General features: G+C 70.8%; 15 protein-coding genes and 1 pseudogene. 10 read left to right on the top strand and 6 right to left on the bottom strand.

The window, feature by feature from the left end:
- Window positions 1-10: 10 nt before the first annotated feature.
- The 3 genes from HNP84_RS31720 to HNP84_RS31730 all read left to right on the top strand — a co-directional run bounded on the left by HNP84_RS31720 (window position 11) and on the right by HNP84_RS31730 (window position 5,860).
- A complete protein-coding gene (locus HNP84_RS31720) occupies window positions 11-1,858 on the top strand; it encodes a non-ribosomal peptide synthetase (protein WP_185053620.1) in 1,848 nt (615 codons plus the stop codon).
- Window positions 1,855-4,956, top strand: coding sequence for a non-ribosomal peptide synthetase (locus HNP84_RS31725; protein ID WP_185053621.1), 3,102 nt, complete (start codon window positions 1,855-1,857; stop codon window positions 4,954-4,956). Before HNP84_RS31720 ends, HNP84_RS31725 begins: the two co-directional genes overlap by 4 nt.
- Before the next feature lie 313 nt (window positions 4,957-5,269).
- Window positions 5,270-5,860, top strand: a complete 591-nt coding sequence (locus tag HNP84_RS31730; protein WP_185053622.1) for a dihydrofolate reductase family protein — start codon at window positions 5,270-5,272, stop codon at window positions 5,858-5,860.
- 11 nt (window positions 5,861-5,871) lie between these two features.
- Here the strand turns inward: HNP84_RS31730 and HNP84_RS31735 are convergent, their stop codons facing one another.
- Both HNP84_RS31735 and HNP84_RS31740 read right to left on the bottom strand, forming a co-directional pair.
- Window positions 5,872-6,693 (bottom strand): class I SAM-dependent methyltransferase, encoded by an 822-nt coding sequence (locus HNP84_RS31735; protein WP_185053623.1) that lies wholly within the window; start codon window positions 6,691-6,693, stop codon window positions 5,872-5,874.
- A 157-nt stretch (window positions 6,694-6,850) separates the two neighbouring features.
- Complete coding sequence (locus tag HNP84_RS31740) at window positions 6,851-7,435, bottom strand: hypothetical protein (protein WP_185053624.1); 585 nt, start codon at window positions 7,433-7,435, stop codon at window positions 6,851-6,853.
- A gap of 287 nt (window positions 7,436-7,722) precedes the next feature.
- Here HNP84_RS31740 and HNP84_RS31745 point away from each other — a divergent pair, with 287 nt between their 5' ends.
- Together HNP84_RS31745 and HNP84_RS31750 are read left to right on the top strand one after the other, a co-directional pair.
- Window positions 7,723-8,445, top strand: a complete 723-nt coding sequence (locus HNP84_RS31745) for a GbsR/MarR family transcriptional regulator (RefSeq protein WP_185053625.1) — start codon at window positions 7,723-7,725, stop codon at window positions 8,443-8,445.
- A gap of 269 nt (window positions 8,446-8,714) precedes the next feature.
- Window positions 8,715-8,906, top strand: coding sequence for a hypothetical protein (locus HNP84_RS31750; RefSeq protein WP_185053626.1), 192 nt, complete (start codon window positions 8,715-8,717; stop codon window positions 8,904-8,906).
- A 159-nt stretch (window positions 8,907-9,065) separates the two neighbouring features.
- Here HNP84_RS31750 and HNP84_RS31755 read toward each other — a convergent pair whose 3' ends face one another.
- A complete protein-coding gene (locus HNP84_RS31755) occupies window positions 9,066-9,254 on the bottom strand; it encodes a hypothetical protein (protein WP_185053627.1) in 189 nt (62 codons plus the stop codon).
- Window positions 9,255-9,312: 58 nt separating this feature from the next.
- Between HNP84_RS31755 and HNP84_RS56840 the strand changes: the two are divergent.
- Window positions 9,313-9,441: pseudogene (locus HNP84_RS56840) on the top strand (RICIN domain-containing protein); the annotation flags it as partial.
- Window positions 9,442-9,655: 214 nt separating this feature from the next.
- Here the strand turns inward: HNP84_RS56840 and HNP84_RS31765 are convergent.
- The gene (locus HNP84_RS31765; RefSeq protein WP_185053628.1) at window positions 9,656-10,231 is read right to left on the bottom strand and encodes a TetR/AcrR family transcriptional regulator; all 576 of its coding nucleotides are present in this window, start codon (window positions 10,229-10,231) and stop codon (window positions 9,656-9,658) included.
- An 83-nt stretch (window positions 10,232-10,314) separates the two neighbouring features.
- Between HNP84_RS31765 and HNP84_RS31770 the strand changes: the two genes are divergently transcribed.
- From HNP84_RS31770 to HNP84_RS31785, 4 genes are all read left to right on the top strand, one after another.
- Complete coding sequence (locus HNP84_RS31770) at window positions 10,315-11,358, top strand: NAD(P)-dependent alcohol dehydrogenase (RefSeq protein ID WP_185053629.1); 1,044 nt, start codon at window positions 10,315-10,317, stop codon at window positions 11,356-11,358.
- A gap of 321 nt (window positions 11,359-11,679) precedes the next feature.
- A complete protein-coding gene (locus tag HNP84_RS31775) occupies window positions 11,680-13,206 on the top strand; it encodes an aldehyde dehydrogenase family protein (RefSeq protein WP_185053630.1) in 1,527 nt (508 codons plus the stop codon).
- A 148-nt stretch (window positions 13,207-13,354) separates the two neighbouring features.
- Entirely contained in the window at window positions 13,355-14,854 is a 1,500-nt protein-coding gene (locus HNP84_RS31780; RefSeq protein ID WP_185053631.1) for an MFS transporter, read from the top strand.
- 53 nt (window positions 14,855-14,907) lie between these two features.
- Window positions 14,908-15,489: a TetR/AcrR family transcriptional regulator gene (locus HNP84_RS31785; RefSeq protein WP_185053632.1), complete on the top strand. Its 582-nt coding sequence runs from the start codon at window positions 14,908-14,910 to the stop codon at window positions 15,487-15,489.
- 159 nt (window positions 15,490-15,648) lie between these two features.
- Here HNP84_RS31785 and HNP84_RS31790 read toward each other — a convergent pair whose 3' ends face one another.
- Both HNP84_RS31790 and HNP84_RS31795 read right to left on the bottom strand, forming a co-directional pair.
- Window positions 15,649-16,563 (bottom strand): hypothetical protein, encoded by a 915-nt coding sequence (locus HNP84_RS31790; RefSeq protein WP_185053633.1) that lies wholly within the window; start codon window positions 16,561-16,563, stop codon window positions 15,649-15,651.
- Between the two features lie 3 nt (window positions 16,564-16,566).
- Window positions 16,567-16,941: a hypothetical protein gene (locus tag HNP84_RS31795; protein WP_185053634.1), complete on the bottom strand. Its 375-nt coding sequence runs from the start codon at window positions 16,939-16,941 to the stop codon at window positions 16,567-16,569.
- Between the last annotated feature and the right edge of the window lie 21 nt (window positions 16,942-16,962).

Raw genomic sequence — 16,962 nt, forward strand, 5'->3', positions numbered from 1 at the left:
GGCACCACTTGTGACGACGCTTGAGGTGATCCGGCGCCGGCGGGACCTGCGGCCCGACGCGGTGGCGGTGAGCGGGCCGGAGGGCGGCCTCACCTACGCCGAATTACTCGAACGGGTCGACCGGCTGTCGGCGACCCTGCGCCGGCTGGGCGTGAGGCCGGGCGCCCACATCGGCCTGTGCCTGCGGCGTAATCCGGGCATGGTGGTCGCGCTGCTGGCGGTATGGGCGGCGGGCGGCGCGTACGTCCCGCTCGACCCGGCCTTCCCCGCCGAACGGCTCCGCCTGATGCGCGAGGACGCCGCGGCCGACCTCGTACTGACCCAGCCGGGCGTGGACCGGCGCCTGCTCGACGGGGTGCCGAGGGTGCTGACGATCCTGGAGGACGGCACGGTCCCGGGAGCGGACCCCGCGGCGGAACCACCCGCGACCGGCGTCTCCCCCGCCGCTCTGGCCTACCTGATCTACACCTCGGGCTCCACCGGCCGCCCCAAGGGGGTGGCGGTGCCGCACGGGGCGGTCGGCAACCTGATCGAGTCGTTCGCCTCCCTGCTCGGGCCGGCCGAGCAGGACCGGTGGCTCGCCGTGACCACCCTGTCGTTCGACATCTCGGTGCTGGAGCTCCTGCTCCCGCTGGCCTGCGGGGCCCAAGTGGTCATCGCGCCCACGTCCACGGTCGCCGACGGCACGGCGCTGCGCGAGCTGGCCATCGGAGCCACGATCATGCAGGCGACCCCGCAGACCTGGCGCCTGCTGCTGGAGGCCGGCGGCGTGCCCGAGACGATCACCACCCGGCTCTGCGGCGGCGAGGCGCTGCCCCGGGACCTGGCCGACGCCCTGCTGGCGGACGGCGCCCGGCTGTGGAACGTGTACGGCCCGACGGAGACGACGGTGTGGTCATCGGCCGGGCTCGTCGCGCCCGCCCCGGCCCCGGTGGACCTGGGCGAGCCGATCGGGCGAACTCGCCTGTACGTGCTGGACGCCGACGGCGATCCGGTACCCGCGGGAAAGACGGGGGAACTGCACATCGGCGGGGCCGGGCTCGCCCGGGGATACCACGGCCTGCCGGCCATGACCGCGGACCGCTTCCGGCCCGACCCGTTCGCCGGCGTGCCCGGGGCGCGCATGTACGCCACCGGTGACCTCGTCCGCGCCGATTCCGAGGGGCGCCTGGAGTACCTGGGCCGCGGCGACCAGCAGGTGAAGATCCAGGGGCACCGGATAGAACTCGGCGAGATCGAGGCCGTGCTGCGCGCGGCGGCCGGGGTACGGCAGGCCGCGGTCGGCGTGCACCCGGGAGCCGACGGGCTGCCCCGGCTGATCGCCTACGTGGTCCCGGCCGACGACGCCACCGTGATCTGGCCGATGTTGCGCGCGCGGCTGCGGGCGCGGCTGCCCGGCTACATGATCCCCGCCGGCCTCGTCGTCCTGGACCGCCTGCCGCTCACCCCCAACGGCAAGCTGGACCGGGCCGCGCTGCCGCCCCCCGACCGGGCGGCGGCCCGCGCGGTCGCCTACCGGGCGGCGGAGACCCCGGTGGAGAAGGAACTGGCCGCGATATGGGCGGAGGTGCTGGGGCTCGGCGAGCCCGTGGGAGTCGATGACGACTTCTTCGATCTGGGCGGGCATTCGCTCACCGCCACCAAGATCCTGGCCAGGATGCGGGCGCGTATGAGCGTCTCGCTGCCCCTCGCCGCGCTGTTCGAACACCCCACGGTCGCCGGGCTCGCGCAGCGGCTGGCCCACCGCGACGAGCGCGGGCTGGACCTGGCCGAGATGGCCGCGTTACGCGTCCAGTTCGACGGCCTCAGCGCCGAGGAGCTGGCCGCGATCTTCGACGAACCGATGGCGGACAGATGAGAATCCCGTTGTCCCCGGCGCAGGAACGCCTGTGGCTGCTGCAGCGACTCGATCCGGACAGCGCCTCCTATACCCTGCACCTCACCCGATGGATACGCGGCCGGCCGGACCGGGGGGCGTTCCTGCGCGCGTGCGACGACGTCGTGGCGCGGCACGAGAGCCTGCGCAGCCGCTTCGCCGAGGAGCAGGGCGTACCGTACGCCGTCGTCGGACCACCGCCCTCCGGCGTGGCCGACCTGCTGCACGCGGTGGACTCCGAGCACGCCGACCGGCTGGTGAGCGAGCAGGTCAACGCGGCCTTCGACCTCGCGGCCGGCCCGCCCCTGCGGATCACACTGATCGGTCTCGGCGGAAGCGAGCACATCCTGTGCGTCACGATGCATCACATCATCGCCGACCGGTGGTCGCTCGGGGTGTTCCTGGGCGATCTGGCGGCGTGCTACACGGCCAGAGTCGCGGGTGTCGCACCGCGGCTGCCGGCGCTGCCCGTGCGGGCCGGAGATCACGCGCTCTGGCATCGGCGGCAGGCCGCGTACGGCGTGTCGTACTGGCGGGACAAGCTGGCCGCTCCCCCGCCCGCCGACCTGCCCTTCCAGGACGGCGAGGCGAGCGGGCAGGGGGCGACCCACCGGGTCCTGCTGCCCGCCGATCTCGGCCGGCGGCTGGAGCGGCTGGCCAAGGAGCATCGCACCACCCTGTTCACCGTGCTGATGGCGGGCTACCAGGCGCTGCTGGCCCGGCACACCGGCCGCACCGACATCATGGTGGGCAGCGCCATCGCCGGGCGCGACCGCGTCGAACTGGAACCGATGATCGGGTGCATATCGCGGACCGTGGTCATCCGGGGCGATCTGACGGGCGACCCGGCCTTCACCGAACTGGTGACCCAGGTGCGAGGCGAGGTGCTGGACGCGCTGGGCAACTTCGACGTGCCGTTCGAGCGGCTCGACGCCCCGGCCGAGATCCTGGTTCCGTCGATGCTGGTCCTGCACGACCACGACGAGGTTTCCGGGCAGGCGTTCCCGGGGCTTGAACTGGCCGAGTACGACGCCGCCTCCCGGCAGACCGAGATGGCCCTGATGGTGCGGGTCGTCAGGTACGGGCACTGGCTCAGCGTCGAGTTCTCCCACGACACGGGCATGTTCGCCCCGCAGGCGGTCCGCCGGCTGGCCGACCGGTTCGTCCGGCTGCTGGAGGCCGTCGCCTCCGCACCGGACACCCCGATCTCGGCCCTGGACATCTGGACTCCCGAGGACGAGGCCGACATTCATGCCCTGGCCGGGGCACGCGATGCCGCGCTCCCGGCGGCCTCCCCCGTGATCCGGACGATCGCCGAGACGGCGCGGCGGTCACCGGAAGCCCTGGCCGTGGTGTGCGGCGAGACGCGGCTCACGTACGGCGAGCTGCTGTCCCGGGTGGACACCCTCGCCGCCGCGTTGCGGAGCGCCGGGGCAGGGCCGGGGGACGTGGTCGGCGTGTGCCTGCCGCGCTCCACGGAGGCGATCGTCGCGCTGCTGGCCGTGTGGCGGGCCGACGCGGCGTACCTGCCGCTCGACGTGGCCGACCCTGACGAGAGGATCGCTCTCGCCCTCGCGGACGCCTCCGCCCGGCATGTGATCACTCGGCGCGCACTGCCCTCCGGCCAGATCGCGATCGACCCGGCGGCGACCCGATCCGCGGGCGGCATCCCGGCCGCCGGGGGCGCCGGCCCCGTACCGGCGGCGGAAGGCGCGTGGCCCGGCTCCGGGGACGCCGCGTATGTGATCTACACCTCGGGTTCCACCGGACGCCCCAAGGGTGTGCTGGTCGAGCACGGAGCCGTCGCCGCCCGGGTGCACTGGATGCGCTCGGACTACGGCCTGGCCCCCGGCGACCGCGTGGTCCAGTTCGCCACGCTGGGCTTCGACGCGCACGTCGAGGAGATCTTCCCCACCCTGGCCGCGGGCGCCACGCTGCTGCTGCTCCCCGACGGCGCGACCAGCCTGCCGGACGTGCTGGCCACCGAGGCGGGCCGGCGCGTCACCGTACTGGACCTGCCCACCGCCTATTGGCACTCGCTGGTGGAGGAACTGGACCAGATCGCCTGGCCACCGGGACTGCGCCTGGTGATCCTGGGCGGGGAGCAGGTGGCCGCGGCGGCGGTGCGGCGCTGGCGCGACCGTTTCGCCGAGCGGGTACGCCTCGTCAACACCTACGGCCCCACCGAGGCCACCGTGATCGCCACTGCCGCCGATCTGGACGCCGGCGCCGCCGTGGGCCGCCCGCCGATCGGCCGGCCCATCGGCGGGACCACGGTCCATGTGCTGGACGGGCGGGGGGAACCGCTCCCTCCCGGCGTCGTGGGCGAACTCGTCATCGGCGGAGCCGGGGTGGCCCGCGGCTACCTGGGCGGGCCGGCGCAGACCGCGGCCGTCTTCGTCCCCGACCCGTACGGCGCGCCGGGAGCGCGACGGTACCGTACCGGCGACCGCGCCCGCCGGCGTGCCGACGGGACGCTGGAGTTCCTGGGACGGCTGGACGGCCAGTTGAAGGTGCGCGGCTTCCGGGTCGAACCGGAAGAGATCGAAACCCGCCTGCTCGCCCACCCCCAGGTCGGACAGGCCCTCGTCACCGCCCGGAACGGGAAGCTCGTCGCCTACGTGGTGGGGACCGCCGACTTCACCGAACTTCGGTGGCACCTGGAGCGCACCCTGCCCCGTCACTTCCTGCCCGGCGCCTGGGTGCGCCTGGACGCGCTGCCCCTCACGCGGGGCGGCAAGGTGGACCGGGCGGCCCTGCCGGAACCGGTGATCGTCCCGGCGGCCGGGCACGTCTCGGCCCGCAGCGACGCGGAGAAGCTGGTGGCCGGGATCTGGGAGGAACTGCTCGGTGTCACCGACCCCGGCGTCTTCGACGACTTCTTCTCCCTGGGCGGTCACTCCCTGCTCGCGACGCGCGTGGCCGCGCGCCTGCGCCGCGCCATCGGAGTGCCGGTCCCCATCCGGACCGTCTTCGCCCTCACCACGATCGCCGACCTCGCCGCCGGGGTCGAGGAACTGCTGATCGAGGAGCTGGAGAAGATGACCGACGAGGAGGCGGCGAACCTGCTGGACGGATGAACGAGGCCCAGCACCCGGAAGACGCCCACGCCGGCCTGCTGGAGGAACGTGAACGACACAAGATTGAGAAGAGAGATGTTTCATCGGCCCTGCTGAGAACCGCTGTGGCACAGAACCGTCTCCAGGCTTTCAGGGGATTGCACCGCGTCCGTAGACGTGACCGGCCAAGGTATCTCCGATACGATGCCGTCCCTGCGATCGTCAGCGGTCCCGGTGCCTGTCCGGTCCGCGCGAACCTTGCGACGTCCGGACCTACCCTGCCAACGATCGTGCAACGCCCGGAAACCCGCGACAGGAGAGGGAACCACAGGCCATGGCCAAGGTGATCGCGAGCGCGACGGTCTCGTTGGACGGCTTCATCGCCGACGAGTCGGACCGGGTGGGTCCGCTGTTCGACTGGTACAACAACGGGGATGTCCCCTTCAACGGGGGCGACCCGGAGCGGGTCTTCCACGTTTCGGCCGCCAGCGCCGCGTACATGGAGAAAACCTGGTCGCAGATCGGAGTGGCGGTGATCGGCCGTCGCCTGTTCGACCTCACCAACGGCTGGAACGGCCGACCCGCAGCGGGCGACGCCGTCTTCGTGGTGACCCACAATCCGCCGACGGACTGGCCGTTCCCCGACGCGCCGTTCACCTTCGTCACAGACGGCCTGGAAAGTGCGATCGCCCAGGCCAAGGTCGCCGCCGGAGACAAGGACGTGTCGCTGACCGGCGGCGACCTGCTGGGCCAGGCCCTGGCCGCCGGTCTGGTGGACGAACTCCAGGTCGACCTGGTCCCGGTGGTGTTCGGCAAGGGCATACGGTTCTTCGGCGCGTACGACGGTCCACCCGCACTCCTCGGCAACCCGGAGATCGTCCAGGGCGACCGGGTCACCCATCTGCGATACGACGTCCTTCGATAGCCCGGTGAACCTCAGAATCCGAAGCGGAACATCCGATAGAAGTTCCTGGTCACGGAGATCGTGTTCATGAGCCGGTACGCGGTGCGGTAAACGCGCGCGGGAATCCTCGCGTACAGCGAGACGAAGGGGACGTCCTCGATATACGTGAAGCGTGGGTTCCACCTTTCGACGTCCCGTGGGTCCCGTATCGCGGTCCAGTAGGGCGTGTATCCCCTGCGTGCCAGGCTCTTCGACATCCGCTGTGTCATGCGAATGACCCATGGGGCGAATCCATCGAATATCAGTTCGCCTGTGCCGAAACGTTCGGTGAGCTGTTGGAAGAGGCGCTTGTTGTCGTTCTCTGTGAGGTGCATCACCAGCCCTTCGGCGATGATCAGCACCGGGCGATCCGCGGGGATCTCATCGAGCCACCCCGGGTCGGTGACCGAGGCGCCGATGGTGCGATACCCGTCCGGCTCTGGATAGATCTTGCGGCGCAGGTCGATGACGTCGGGCAGGTCGATGTCGAACCAGCGGACACGGGGCGGCAGGTCGAGCCGGAGTGCCCGGCTGTCCAGCCCGCAGCCGAGGTGCAGCACGACGGCGTCCGGATGCCTGCGAAGGAAATCGGCGGCCCACTCGTCGAGTTGCCTGGAGCGCAGCGCCAGCGTGAACCGGTTGCCCGCACCGCCACGCACCATCAGTTTGCCGAAGTCGTAGTCGATGCGCTTCACGGCCTCGGCCGCGAAGTGGTCCCCGAGAATCGAGTCTTTCGAGCGGCTCTCCCACGCCCGGAGATACAGGGTGATGAGCGTCGTCTGCTCCACCCCGGTGAAGTCGGCCTTCTCTTTCATCGGCCCCTCCTTTTCATCGCGCGATGGCTCTCCCACGCTCGATGGATTCGTCGCGGACCTCGGTGGCGGAGAACTCCCGATTGCCGGCAGGACACCACTGGGGCCGAAAACCTCGCAGGCCCGCGCGATGTCCGGCGGCGCCCCGGGCGACGCGACGCTAGACGGGGACCACGGGCACGGCCCACGCGTCGCGCTTCCACAGGGTCAGATCGAACGTGACCGACAGGCTCCGGAGGTTCACGGCGGTCACCCGGACGAGCGCGATGGCCCGTTCGTCGTCGTGCCGGGGGAACCGGTACAGGCACAGCGCGTCGCCCGGGTGCAGGTCCGTCAGGTGCACGGGCTCGTACGACCTCTCGCCCGTGACAGCCGCCTCGCACCCCTTGTACGTCGCGGCGCCGCGCGGCCGTTCGATCACCCCGCCGACCAGCACCCCGCGAATCACGCCCAGCGACGCGTTCGCCATCGACCCACTCTCGACCCGGACCGGGTCCTCGACCGGCGAGACCACATAGCCGTGGCCCTCGCGCACAGTGAGGCCCTTGTGCTCGCTCAGCACCCCGCCCACCTCGGTCTTGATGAGCGGTTCGGTGGCGATCAGGTAGATCCCGGCCGCCGCCAATCCGATCGGGACGACGAGGAAGACCAGGCACCCGCACGAGCCCTCGCCTTCGACGGCGATGAAGCAGAACAGGCCGAGGGCCGCGGTGATCAGGATGATGCCGAAAACCAGTGTCCCCACCGCCCCTTCGTGGATCTACCCACGTTCTACCCTTCCACGGCCGGCGGTCAGGTGGTGCCCCGGCCGGAAAGCCGGGCGGGTCGATCCGGCGTTCGAGCGTACGCGTGACGGCGGGCGGGAGACGGAGCAGGCGCGACATCACCCGGGACGGCAAGCCCATGCAGTTCTCCTGAGGGACGAGACTGGCCTGCACGCAAGCCTGCGTTGCGTTCTCTTAAACGTCAACGAATTGACGTGTATCGTTGCAACGACCATGGCGGTGAACGCAATCGCGGAAAGGCGAGCCGATGCCCGGAGGAAGACTGACGTACGAGGATCGCCAGGCCATCGCCTCCGGTCTCGCCGACGGTCTCGACTACGCCGAGATCGCCCGGCGCCTGGCCCGGCCGACCTCCACCGTCACCCGCGAGGTGGCCCGCAACGGCGGTCCTGCCGGCTACCGCGCCGAGCAGGCGGAGCAGGCGGCCACACGGCGCGCGCGCCGACGCCGACCGGCCTCGCCCGAGCCCGAGCCGACCGCCGAATCCGCCCACGGACGTGACGGCCAGGCCCTGCGCCGATTCCAGGACGGATTCGCCGAGGTCATGGTCGAAACGGGAATGCCGCCGATGGCGGCCCGCGTGCTCGTCTGCCTGCTCACCAGCGACACCGGCAGCCACACCGCCGCCGAACTCGCTCACCGCCTGCGGGTCAGCCCGGCCTCGATCTCAAAGGCGGTCGGCCAGTTGGAGCCGATGGGAATCCTCACGCGCGAGCGCGAGGGCCCGAGGCGACGCGAACGCTACATCATCCATGACGACGTGTGGTACCACACGTGGACGGCGAGCATCCGATCCATGGCGAGGTGGGCCGGCATCGCCCGGCAGGGCGTCGGAGTTCTCGGCTCCGCCACTCCCGCGGGCACCCGGCTGGACCGCGCGAGCCGTTTCTTCCAGCTCCTCTGCCAGGACATGGCCGAGGCCGCCGAACGGCGCCGGCTGGACGTGACGGTGATGGAAAGGCCGGAGTGAGAACGGCTCCACCTGGAGATTCGCCATCGAGGCGAGGCGGCCGGCAGCGGGCTGAGGTGGTCGGTGGCCCAGTCGGGGGCAGGCGCACAGCTCGTGCCCCGAGGCGGTGAACGTAGCCTGGCAATTGCCGGCCCGCCTCCGTGCCGAAGGCGGGCCGGCAGCACTATTCGACCAATCCCCCAGAATGACAGGCTCCCCCGCTCCCCGGGCCGGAGTGGGAGGAGCTGTGGAGCGGATCGCTGTTCCTGGCATCCGGACGGATTTGCGCCGTGAGCAGCGACGAAGGCGAGCATGACTACTCTCAGGCGTTCGACCTGGAGCGGGAAATGACGCCGTGGCAGACCCGGCTGTACACGAAGTTCCTGGAGAACGACCGGGAACCGGGCTTTCCGCGTCGCATCTACCAGATCACGCTGTTCACGCTCCAGTTCTGGCTGCCGGACGAGGAGTCCGCAGTCTGAAGGCGGCCATACCGCCGATCGAACGGCCATGTTGCCACCCCCGACCGAATCGTCGGGGCGCGCAACGAGCCCCGGTCCCTGTTCGGAGGGGCCGGGGCGTACGCCGGCATCAGGCCGTCAGCTCCCACCTGAACGTCGGCCGATCGCCGGTCACCCGGGTCAGACGCGGCCGAGCACCCGCGGGGCGCAGCGGGCCTTGAAGGCTTGGTGGCGGCGCTCGACGGCTTCCTGGCCTTTGTAGTGGCGCAGCACCTGTCCGGCGTCGGCGGTCTCGGGCGGCAGATTGGCCGGCAGGGTGTACGAGCCTCGGTGGCAGCTTCGGCGTCCGCTGCCGCCCGGTGTTCCCACCGTCCGGCGATGAGCAAGTCACGGATGTGTTACGAGCTGTTGACGGTACTACGAACTCCGCGCCCGGCACAGCGGCAAACTGCTCACCGTCTCCGGCGGCTCGACCGCCGACGGTGCGCAGGTCATCCAGTGGCCGGACCAGAACCTGCCCGAACAGCAGTGGTCGCTGGTCCAGGTGTCCGGCTGATCGCGCGTATGTCGGCTCGCCGGTCACCGTCGAGGGGCGGCCCACCCGCACCGACGCCAAGGCGCTCGGGCTCAAGCCGCTCGCGGTGACCCGCCGCCTGCTCGACGGGACGAAAGAGCCGATCGCCGGCGTCGGCACGGTCCTGGAGCTGACCGGCGTGCTGAGGGTGGGTGGCAAGCCGCCCTCGCCAGGGGTCACGCTCGCCGGGGCCATGTCATCGACCGGCGCGAAGCCCGGTGAGATGAATGCGGACGAAGCGACGCCATGGAGCGTCGTCTTCGTCCGGCGCGGCTGCGACCACCCCTCCTATCGCGATGATGAGCGCCTTGATGTCCTCGCCGGTCACGTCCGGTGCGAGATAGCCGGCGTCGACCGCGTTCTGCGTGAGCTGCCGGACGCGGTCCATCGTCTCGCTCACCTCGTCGCCGGAGACCCGGTCGGCCAGCGCGGCGGCATAGCGGCGCTTCTCGGCGTTGAAGGCTCCCACGAAATCGAGGAACCACTCCAGACCGGCTCCGGGATCGGGGTCTGCGAGCGCGGCCTCGGCGGCCCGGTCGATCTCCTCGACGAAAAGTCGCGCTATGGCGTCGAGGAGGGCGTCCTTGCCCGAGAAGCGCCGGTAGATCGTGCCGACGCCAAGACCGGCACGAGACGCGATGGACTCCATGCTCGCCTGCGGTCCCTGTTCGGCGAAGACCGCGCGCGCCGCGTTGATGACGATCGCGTCGTTACGCAGCGCGTCCCGGCGCGGCGCGCGGGACGTGTTCGAGGAGTTCGTTCGAGGGGTCATCGGCGTCAGCATACCAAAACGGAACCATCATTCCGCATCATGCTAAAGTGAATGAAGATTCCGCTTTGAACAGAAGGACCGTCATGAGGACCACGACCGGTTGGCAGAGCCTCGACCCGACCACCAACGCACTGACCCGCGTCACCATCGAGCGGCGTGACCTGCGTCCCGACGACATCGCCGTGCGGATCGACTACTGCGGCGTCTGCCACAGCGACCTGCACCGCATCCACGGAATGCTCGGCGAGAAGAACCTCGTCCCCGGACACGAAGCGACCGGCGTCGTCGTCGCCACCGGCGAGGCAGTCACCGGCTTCGCCGTGGGCGAGCGCGTCGCGATCGGCACGATCATCGACTCGTGCGGTGAGTGCGCCATGTGCCTGGCCGGGCAGGAGAACTACTGCTACGACCGCCCGACCACCACCTACGGCGGCACCGACCGCATCGACGGCACCCCGACGCAGGGCGCCTACAGCCGCGAGTACGTCCTGCGCGAGAAGTTCGCCTTCCACCTGCCCGACGGGCTTGACCCGGCCGCCGCCGCGCCTCTCCTGTGCGCCGGAGTCAGCGTCTGGGAGCCCATGCGGTCCGCCGGCGTCGGGCCGGGAAGCCGCGTCGCCATCGCCGGTCTCGGAGGGCTCGGCCACATCGCGGTGAAGCTCGCCGCCGCGCTCGGAGCCGAGGTCACCGTCCTCAGCCGCAGCACGGCCAAGGAGACGGACGCCCGTAGCCTCGGGGCACGATCACTGCTCGTGACCACCGACGACGCCCAGGTCGCCGCCGCACGGGGTCGCTTCGACCTCATCCTCGACACCATCTCGGCAGACCACGAGCTCACACCGCTGATCAGCATGCTGGGCCTGGATGGGACCCTGTGCGTTCTCGGGAACCCCCTGCTGGCCGGCCCGAAACTCTGGGAGCTCGGAGCGGGCCGCAAGAAGCTCACCTCCTCCGGCACCGGCGGGCTGCGGCAGACCGTCGAAATGCTTGAGTTCTGCGCCGAGCACGGCATCACCGCCGACGTTGAGACGCTTCCCTCAAGCGAGGTCGAAACCGCCTTGAACCGCCTCGCCGCCGGCGACGTCCGCTACCGGTTCGTACTGGACCTGTCCGACCTGGACAAGTAGGCGACCGTCGCAGGGCCAGGGCCACAGGCGCGGAGCACCGCCCCGGCCCCGCTTCCAGTTCCCCGAATTTCCGCAGAGGTGCACGCGTCCCCGATCTCGTAGCCGGGAGTGGGGGTATCGCGGGACTCCGCCGGCCGTGCCGGCAGTGGCGCCGGTGACATGACGGGAGCCGGCGGAAGCCGGACGAGGGCGGCGCTTGCAAACGGATAGGCTATCCACTAATCTTCAAGTGGATAGCCTATCCGTTTCTGGCCGGGCTCTCACCCACCCCGTCTCGTGTTCGCCGTCCACTGAACGGCGACGGCCGAAAGGAAAACCCCAATGACCGAGCACGTCACCACCCCTGCCTCTGCCATCGGGCGCGTCCCGCCCATCGCGGAGGCGGCTCGGCGCGACATCCCCGCGTTCGTCCGCCCCGGCGACCGGCTGATGACCATCGGCGGCCGGCGCGTCCCCGCGGTGTCGGGGCTGACGTTGGCGAACGTCGACCCGGCCACGGAGGAGCCGCTGGCGAGCATCCCTCGCGGGGGCGCCGAGGACATCGACCGCGCGGTGCGCGCCGCCCAGCAGGCTTTCACCGACGCGTCGTGGGCGGGCATCGATCCGGACGAGCGTGGCCGGATCCTGTTCCAGATAGCCGCCGTCATCGACGAGCACGCCGATGAGCTGGCGGCCATCGAATCCCACAACATGGGCATGCCGCTCATGATGACCCGCCACATGATGGCCGGGGTCGCCCAGATCTACCGGCACTACGCCGGGTGGCCGACCAAGCTCTATGGCCACACCGTTCCGACGGTCGGCAACCGGCTGGGCTACACGCGCAAGGAGCCCCTCGGCGTCGTGGGCCTCATCTGGGGATGGAACGGGCCGATGCCGCAGCTTGCGCTGAAGCTGGCTCCGGCCCTGGCCGCGGGCAACACCACGGTGCTCAAGCCGCCGGAGTGGGCCTCCCTCACCACGCTGCGCCTCGCCGAGCTGCTGGAGTCCACCGATCTGCCCGCCGGTGTGGTGAACGTCGTGACCGGGACCGGCGCCGAGGCGGGCGAGGCGCTGATCAGGCACCCCGGCGTGGCCAAGATCGGCTTTACCGGTTCGACCGCGACCGGCAAACACGTTCACGAGGTCGCCAGCGCGGACCTCAAGCGCCTGACCCTCGAACTGGGCGGCAAGTCGCCCATCGTCATCTGCGCCGACGCCGACCTCGACGCGGCCGCGCACGGGGCCGCGATCGGCTTCCTGGCCGGCAGCGGGCAGGCCTGCACCGCCGGGACGCGCCTGTTCGTTCAGGACAGCATCCGTGAGGAGTTCATCGACCGCCTGGTGAAGGTCATGGACACGTTCACCGTGGGAGACCCCTTCGACCCGGCGACCCGCATGGGACCGCTCGCCGCCCGTCAGCACTTCGAGCGGGTGACGTCCTACTTCGAGATCGCGGCCCAGGACGGGGCGACCATCCGCGCCGGCGGCAAGCGGTACGGGGACCGCGGGTTCTTCGTCGCGCCGACGCTGCTCACCGACGTCACCCCGGACATGCGCGTGGCGAAGGAGGAGATCTTCGGCCCGGTCGGCGCGCTGATGAGCTTCACCGACCTCGACGACGCGATCGTCAAGGCGAACCAGACCGAGTACGGCCTGGCCGCCTCCGTGTGGACCAAGGACCTCAGCACCGCGCACCGCCTGGCGGCCGAAATCGACGCCGGCACCGTATGGGTCAACACCCACCACGAGATGACCAGCGGCCCGATGCCCTTCCACGGGTTCAAGCAGTCCGGTATCGGCGGCGAGGGCGGATTCGAGGCGATGGACGCCTACACGCGTACCAAGGCGGTTCTCATCGCGCTGTGAAGCGACACCCGTGAAACCCGTACCGGCGTGCCCGTCGCCTCCAGGCGACGGGCACGGGCCCCACGGCGCACCTCACGCAGTCACCTCCGGCGGGCGAGCCATGCCCCCCACCGCCTGCCACGCCCGACTCACAAGGACCGGAGAATTCATGACCACCTCTTCCGCCGCCCGCCGCTCGTGGTGGGTGATGGGCATCCTCGGGCTGGCTCAGTTGATGGTGACCCTGGACAACTCCATCGTGAACATCGCCCTGCCCGCCGCGCAGGCGGACCTCCGCTTCGACGACGCGCAGCGTCCATGGGTCGTCACCGCATACGCCCTGGCCTTCGGCTGCCTGCTGCTGCTCGGCGGCCGGATCTGTGACCTGTTCGGCGGGAGGCGGGTCTTCCTCATCGGCCTGACCGGCTTCGCCACCGCCTCCGTGCTCGGCGGCCTCGCGCCGGACTTCGCGATGCTCGTCACCGCCCGCGCGCTGCAGGGAACGTTCGGTGCCCTGCTGGCGCCGGCGGCGTTGTCGCTGCTCACGACCGCCTTTCCCACGGGCAGGGAGCGCGTGCGGGCCTTCGGCGTGTTCGCGACCCTCGCGGTGTCCGGCGGTTCCATCGGGATGCTGCTCGGCGGGTCGCTCACCCAGTACGCCGACTGGCGCTGGACCATGTTCGTGAACGTGCTGATCGCCGCGGCGGCCTTCGCGGGCGGCGTGGCCGTGCTCCCGAACCCGCCGTCCGGCGAGCGGCAACGGTTGGACATTCCCGGCGCCGCCACGGCCGCGGCCGGATTGTTCCTCGTGGTCTACGGCTTCGCCGTCGCCGAGTCGGACGGCTGGACGGCACCCGCGGCCGGCGGCTCCCTTACCGGCGGCGTCGTCCTGCTCATCGTGTTCGTGCTCATCCAGCGCCGGGCCGCCTCGCCACTGCTGCCCCTGCGGCTCGTGCTCGACCGCTACCGTGGCGGGGCGCTGCTGGCCTGCTTCGTGTCGTTGATCGGCATGTTCGGGGTCATCCTGTTCCTGACCTATCTGTTGCAACGGCAACTGGGCTTCTCGCCCATGGCGACCGGTCTCGGCTTCCTGCCGATGACCGCCGGCATCATGACCGGCGCGAACGTGGCCCCCGCTGTGCTGCTGCCGCGCATGGGACCCCGGGCGCCGATCGCGGCGGGGCTGCTGCTGAGCGCGGGTTCGCTGTTGTGGCTGTCGTCCCTGACCGTGGATTCGGCCTATGTCATCGACGTCCTCGGTCCGCTGATCCTCCTCGGCGTCGGCTTGGGCACGGCCATCTCGACCTCGATCAACACCGCGACCGCCGGGGTCGGCCCCGCCGACGCGGGCATCGCCTCGGCGGCGGTGAACGCCGTCCAGCAGATCGGCGGCTCGATCGGTCTCGCCCTGCTGTCCACGATCGCCGGCACCACTGCCGCCGCCCGGCCCGGCCTGCCGGCCGGCGCGGCCGAGGTGTACGGCTACACCGTCGCCTTCGCCGTCGCCGCGGCGATCTTCCTCGGGACCGCGATCCTCGTCTTCGCGCTCATCCCGGCGCGGCGTGCCTTCGCCGGCACCGCCCCGGCCCGAGCATCCGCTGCCGACCTAGGTCGCATGAGCGGTCGCACCGGGATCGCGCGACAGGCCGGCGAGATATCCTCCACCTGAAACGGACACCCTATCCGAGTACCGTGACCGATGCCCTCTTCCCTGGAGTCGCGATGCCTCAGAACCAGCCCTCGCCACCCCTGAAACGCGTCGACGCCGAGCGTAACCGCGAGAAGATCCTCGCGGTCGCCCGCGCCGCGTTCGACGGCTCCGAGCCGGACATATCCATGGCCGAGATCTCGCGGCGCGCGGGAGTCGGCATGGCCACGCTGTACCGCAACTTCCCCGGCCGGCTGGAGCTCCTGGAGGCCATCTGGAGCGACGAGATCGACGCCGTCTGCCGGGCGGCCGAGACCGTCACCGGCGAGACACCCGGGGCGGTGTTCACGGCCTGGCTACACCAGTTCTTCATCTTCTCCAGCCGCAAGCGCCACATCGCGTCCGAACTGCTGTCCCACGTGGAGAGCGACAGCCCCGTCTTCAGCCGGAACCGCGCCAAGGTCATGGCCGCCAGCGGGCCGCTCCTGACCGCCGCCCAGCACAGCCATGAGATCCGCCAGGACCTCACGCTCAGGCAGATCCTCGACATGATCGTCGCCATCGCCGCGATCCGCGGAGACGCCGCGTACATCGAGCCGATCTTCCTGGCCGCGCTCGACGGCCTGCGCTCCCCGGCCGGCACCACCGGCCGGTGACGGCCGGCACCACCGGCCGGTGACGGCCGGCACCACCGGCCGGTGACGGCCGGCATCCGGATCAACGCGACGATCCGCCACCGCAGGCTCGGCCTCATCCCCTACCGCGCGGAACCGCCCCCGGCCCTCGCGACCATCCCGATCTCCACCTGACCGAGGTCACTCCGACGGGGTGCTGAAGGTCATGCCGTCGGGGGCGATGCCGCGGTGGAGGTAGATCGTCAGGTCCTGGCCCAGCTTGGACTCGGTCTCGGGCGAGTCCGGGGGCGGCCATCGCAGACCTTCGTAGAGTCTGTGGCGGTTCAGGGCGAACGCGGCGTTCACCAGGGAGCCGTAGGTCTCGGCCGTGCTCAGCACCGCGAAGCGGTAGACGGCGGCCGCCATGGCGAGCGCGATGAGCAGCGCCCACCACGTCCATATCGTCCACACGGCGAACAGGGCCGACCACAGCCAGAGCCGGGCCGCGCGGTTGAGGGCCATCCGGGCGTCAAGGATCTCCGTACGGGTGCCGTCGTCCAGCACGAGCCACAGGTACGGCCAGCACACGACGGCGTCCAGGCCGTACCGTTCCCTGGGGCGGGCCTCGGCCAGGCGCAGCAGATTGCCAAGGCGGGTCGGCAGCAGGTCGTCCGGGCCGGGGTGGCGGCCGAGCAGCGTCTCCAGCCGGGCCAGCTCACGCAGGTCGCCATCGCTTCCGGCCGAGGTGGCGAGAATGCCCGCGCGCCTCTTCGCGGTCTCCAGGCGGCGCCGGAGAAGACGCGTGAGCGGGCGGGCGGCCCACCATGGCCAGTATCCCTCCAGGAGCCGCAGGGCCGGCAGCGTCAGCCGATCCGCCGTGGTGGCCGAGACCAGCAGGACGGCCAGGGCGCCCATGACCACGATGACCAGGGCCGCGACGGACCACCCCTGGAAGCCCCGTTCCACCTCCGCCAGCGCTTTTCGCCAGTCGCCTGGCCGGGACCACAGCCAGATCGCGAACCCTCCGGCCCAGAATCCGAAGGCGGGTGAGAACAGCCGCGCGCTCCACTGGTCCGCGAGCTTGCCCGCGAACCCCTCCCAGAACTTGTCCAGCACCGGCTAGCCCACCCGGACGAAATCCAGGCCATGGACCGGGCAGGTGGGGACGGGATCGCGGACGTCGAACCGGAACCACGGCTCGCCGTCGCCTTGCGGGCACGCGTAGCGGGGTATGCGGATATGCCGGGCGGCACCTGGTAACGGCTCGAACGCCCGGACCCGTTCCGGCACCTCCAGCAGCCGGCGCGCCCAGTCACGAGTCTCGGCCCTGCGCGCCAGTATCCTCAGCAGCTCCGCCTTGACCGGTGTGCCGTCGCCGCCACGCGCGAGCGCATCGCGGAGTTCCGCCTCCGTGGTGGCCGCCTCCTTCCCGACGAGCACCGGGAGATGAGGAATGATCGCGTTGGCCGCCGCCCTGACCTCGTCCTCGCGCACGGGACTCTCCCCTTCACCTGA

This window comes from Thermocatellispora tengchongensis, from assembly GCF_014202315.1.
In the GTDB taxonomy this organism is placed as follows: Bacteria; Actinomycetota; Actinomycetes; order Streptosporangiales; family Streptosporangiaceae; genus Thermocatellispora; species Thermocatellispora tengchongensis.

Excerpts from the sequence above, each read along its gene's own strand:
- HNP84_RS31765 (WP_185053628.1), bottom strand. The coding sequence starts at position 10,231 with ATGACCCCTCGAACGAACTCCTCGAACACGTCCCGCGCGCCGCGCCGG.
- HNP84_RS31785 (WP_185053632.1), top strand. The coding sequence starts at position 14,908 with ATGCCTCAGAACCAGCCCTCGCCACCCCTGAAACGCGTCGACGCCGAG.
- HNP84_RS31730 (WP_185053622.1), top strand. The coding sequence starts at position 5,270 with ATGGCCAAGGTGATCGCGAGCGCGACGGTCTCGTTGGACGGCTTCATC.
- HNP84_RS31725 (WP_185053621.1), top strand. The coding sequence starts at position 1,855 with ATGAGAATCCCGTTGTCCCCGGCGCAGGAACGCCTGTGGCTGCTGCAG.
- HNP84_RS31745 (WP_185053625.1), top strand. The coding sequence starts at position 7,723 with ATGCCCGGAGGAAGACTGACGTACGAGGATCGCCAGGCCATCGCCTCC.
- HNP84_RS31770 (WP_185053629.1), top strand. The coding sequence starts at position 10,315 with ATGAGGACCACGACCGGTTGGCAGAGCCTCGACCCGACCACCAACGCA.
- HNP84_RS31735 (WP_185053623.1), bottom strand. The coding sequence starts at position 6,693 with ATGAAAGAGAAGGCCGACTTCACCGGGGTGGAGCAGACGACGCTCATC.
- HNP84_RS31775 (WP_185053630.1), top strand. The coding sequence starts at position 11,680 with ATGACCGAGCACGTCACCACCCCTGCCTCTGCCATCGGGCGCGTCCCG.
- HNP84_RS31780 (WP_185053631.1), top strand. The coding sequence starts at position 13,355 with ATGACCACCTCTTCCGCCGCCCGCCGCTCGTGGTGGGTGATGGGCATC.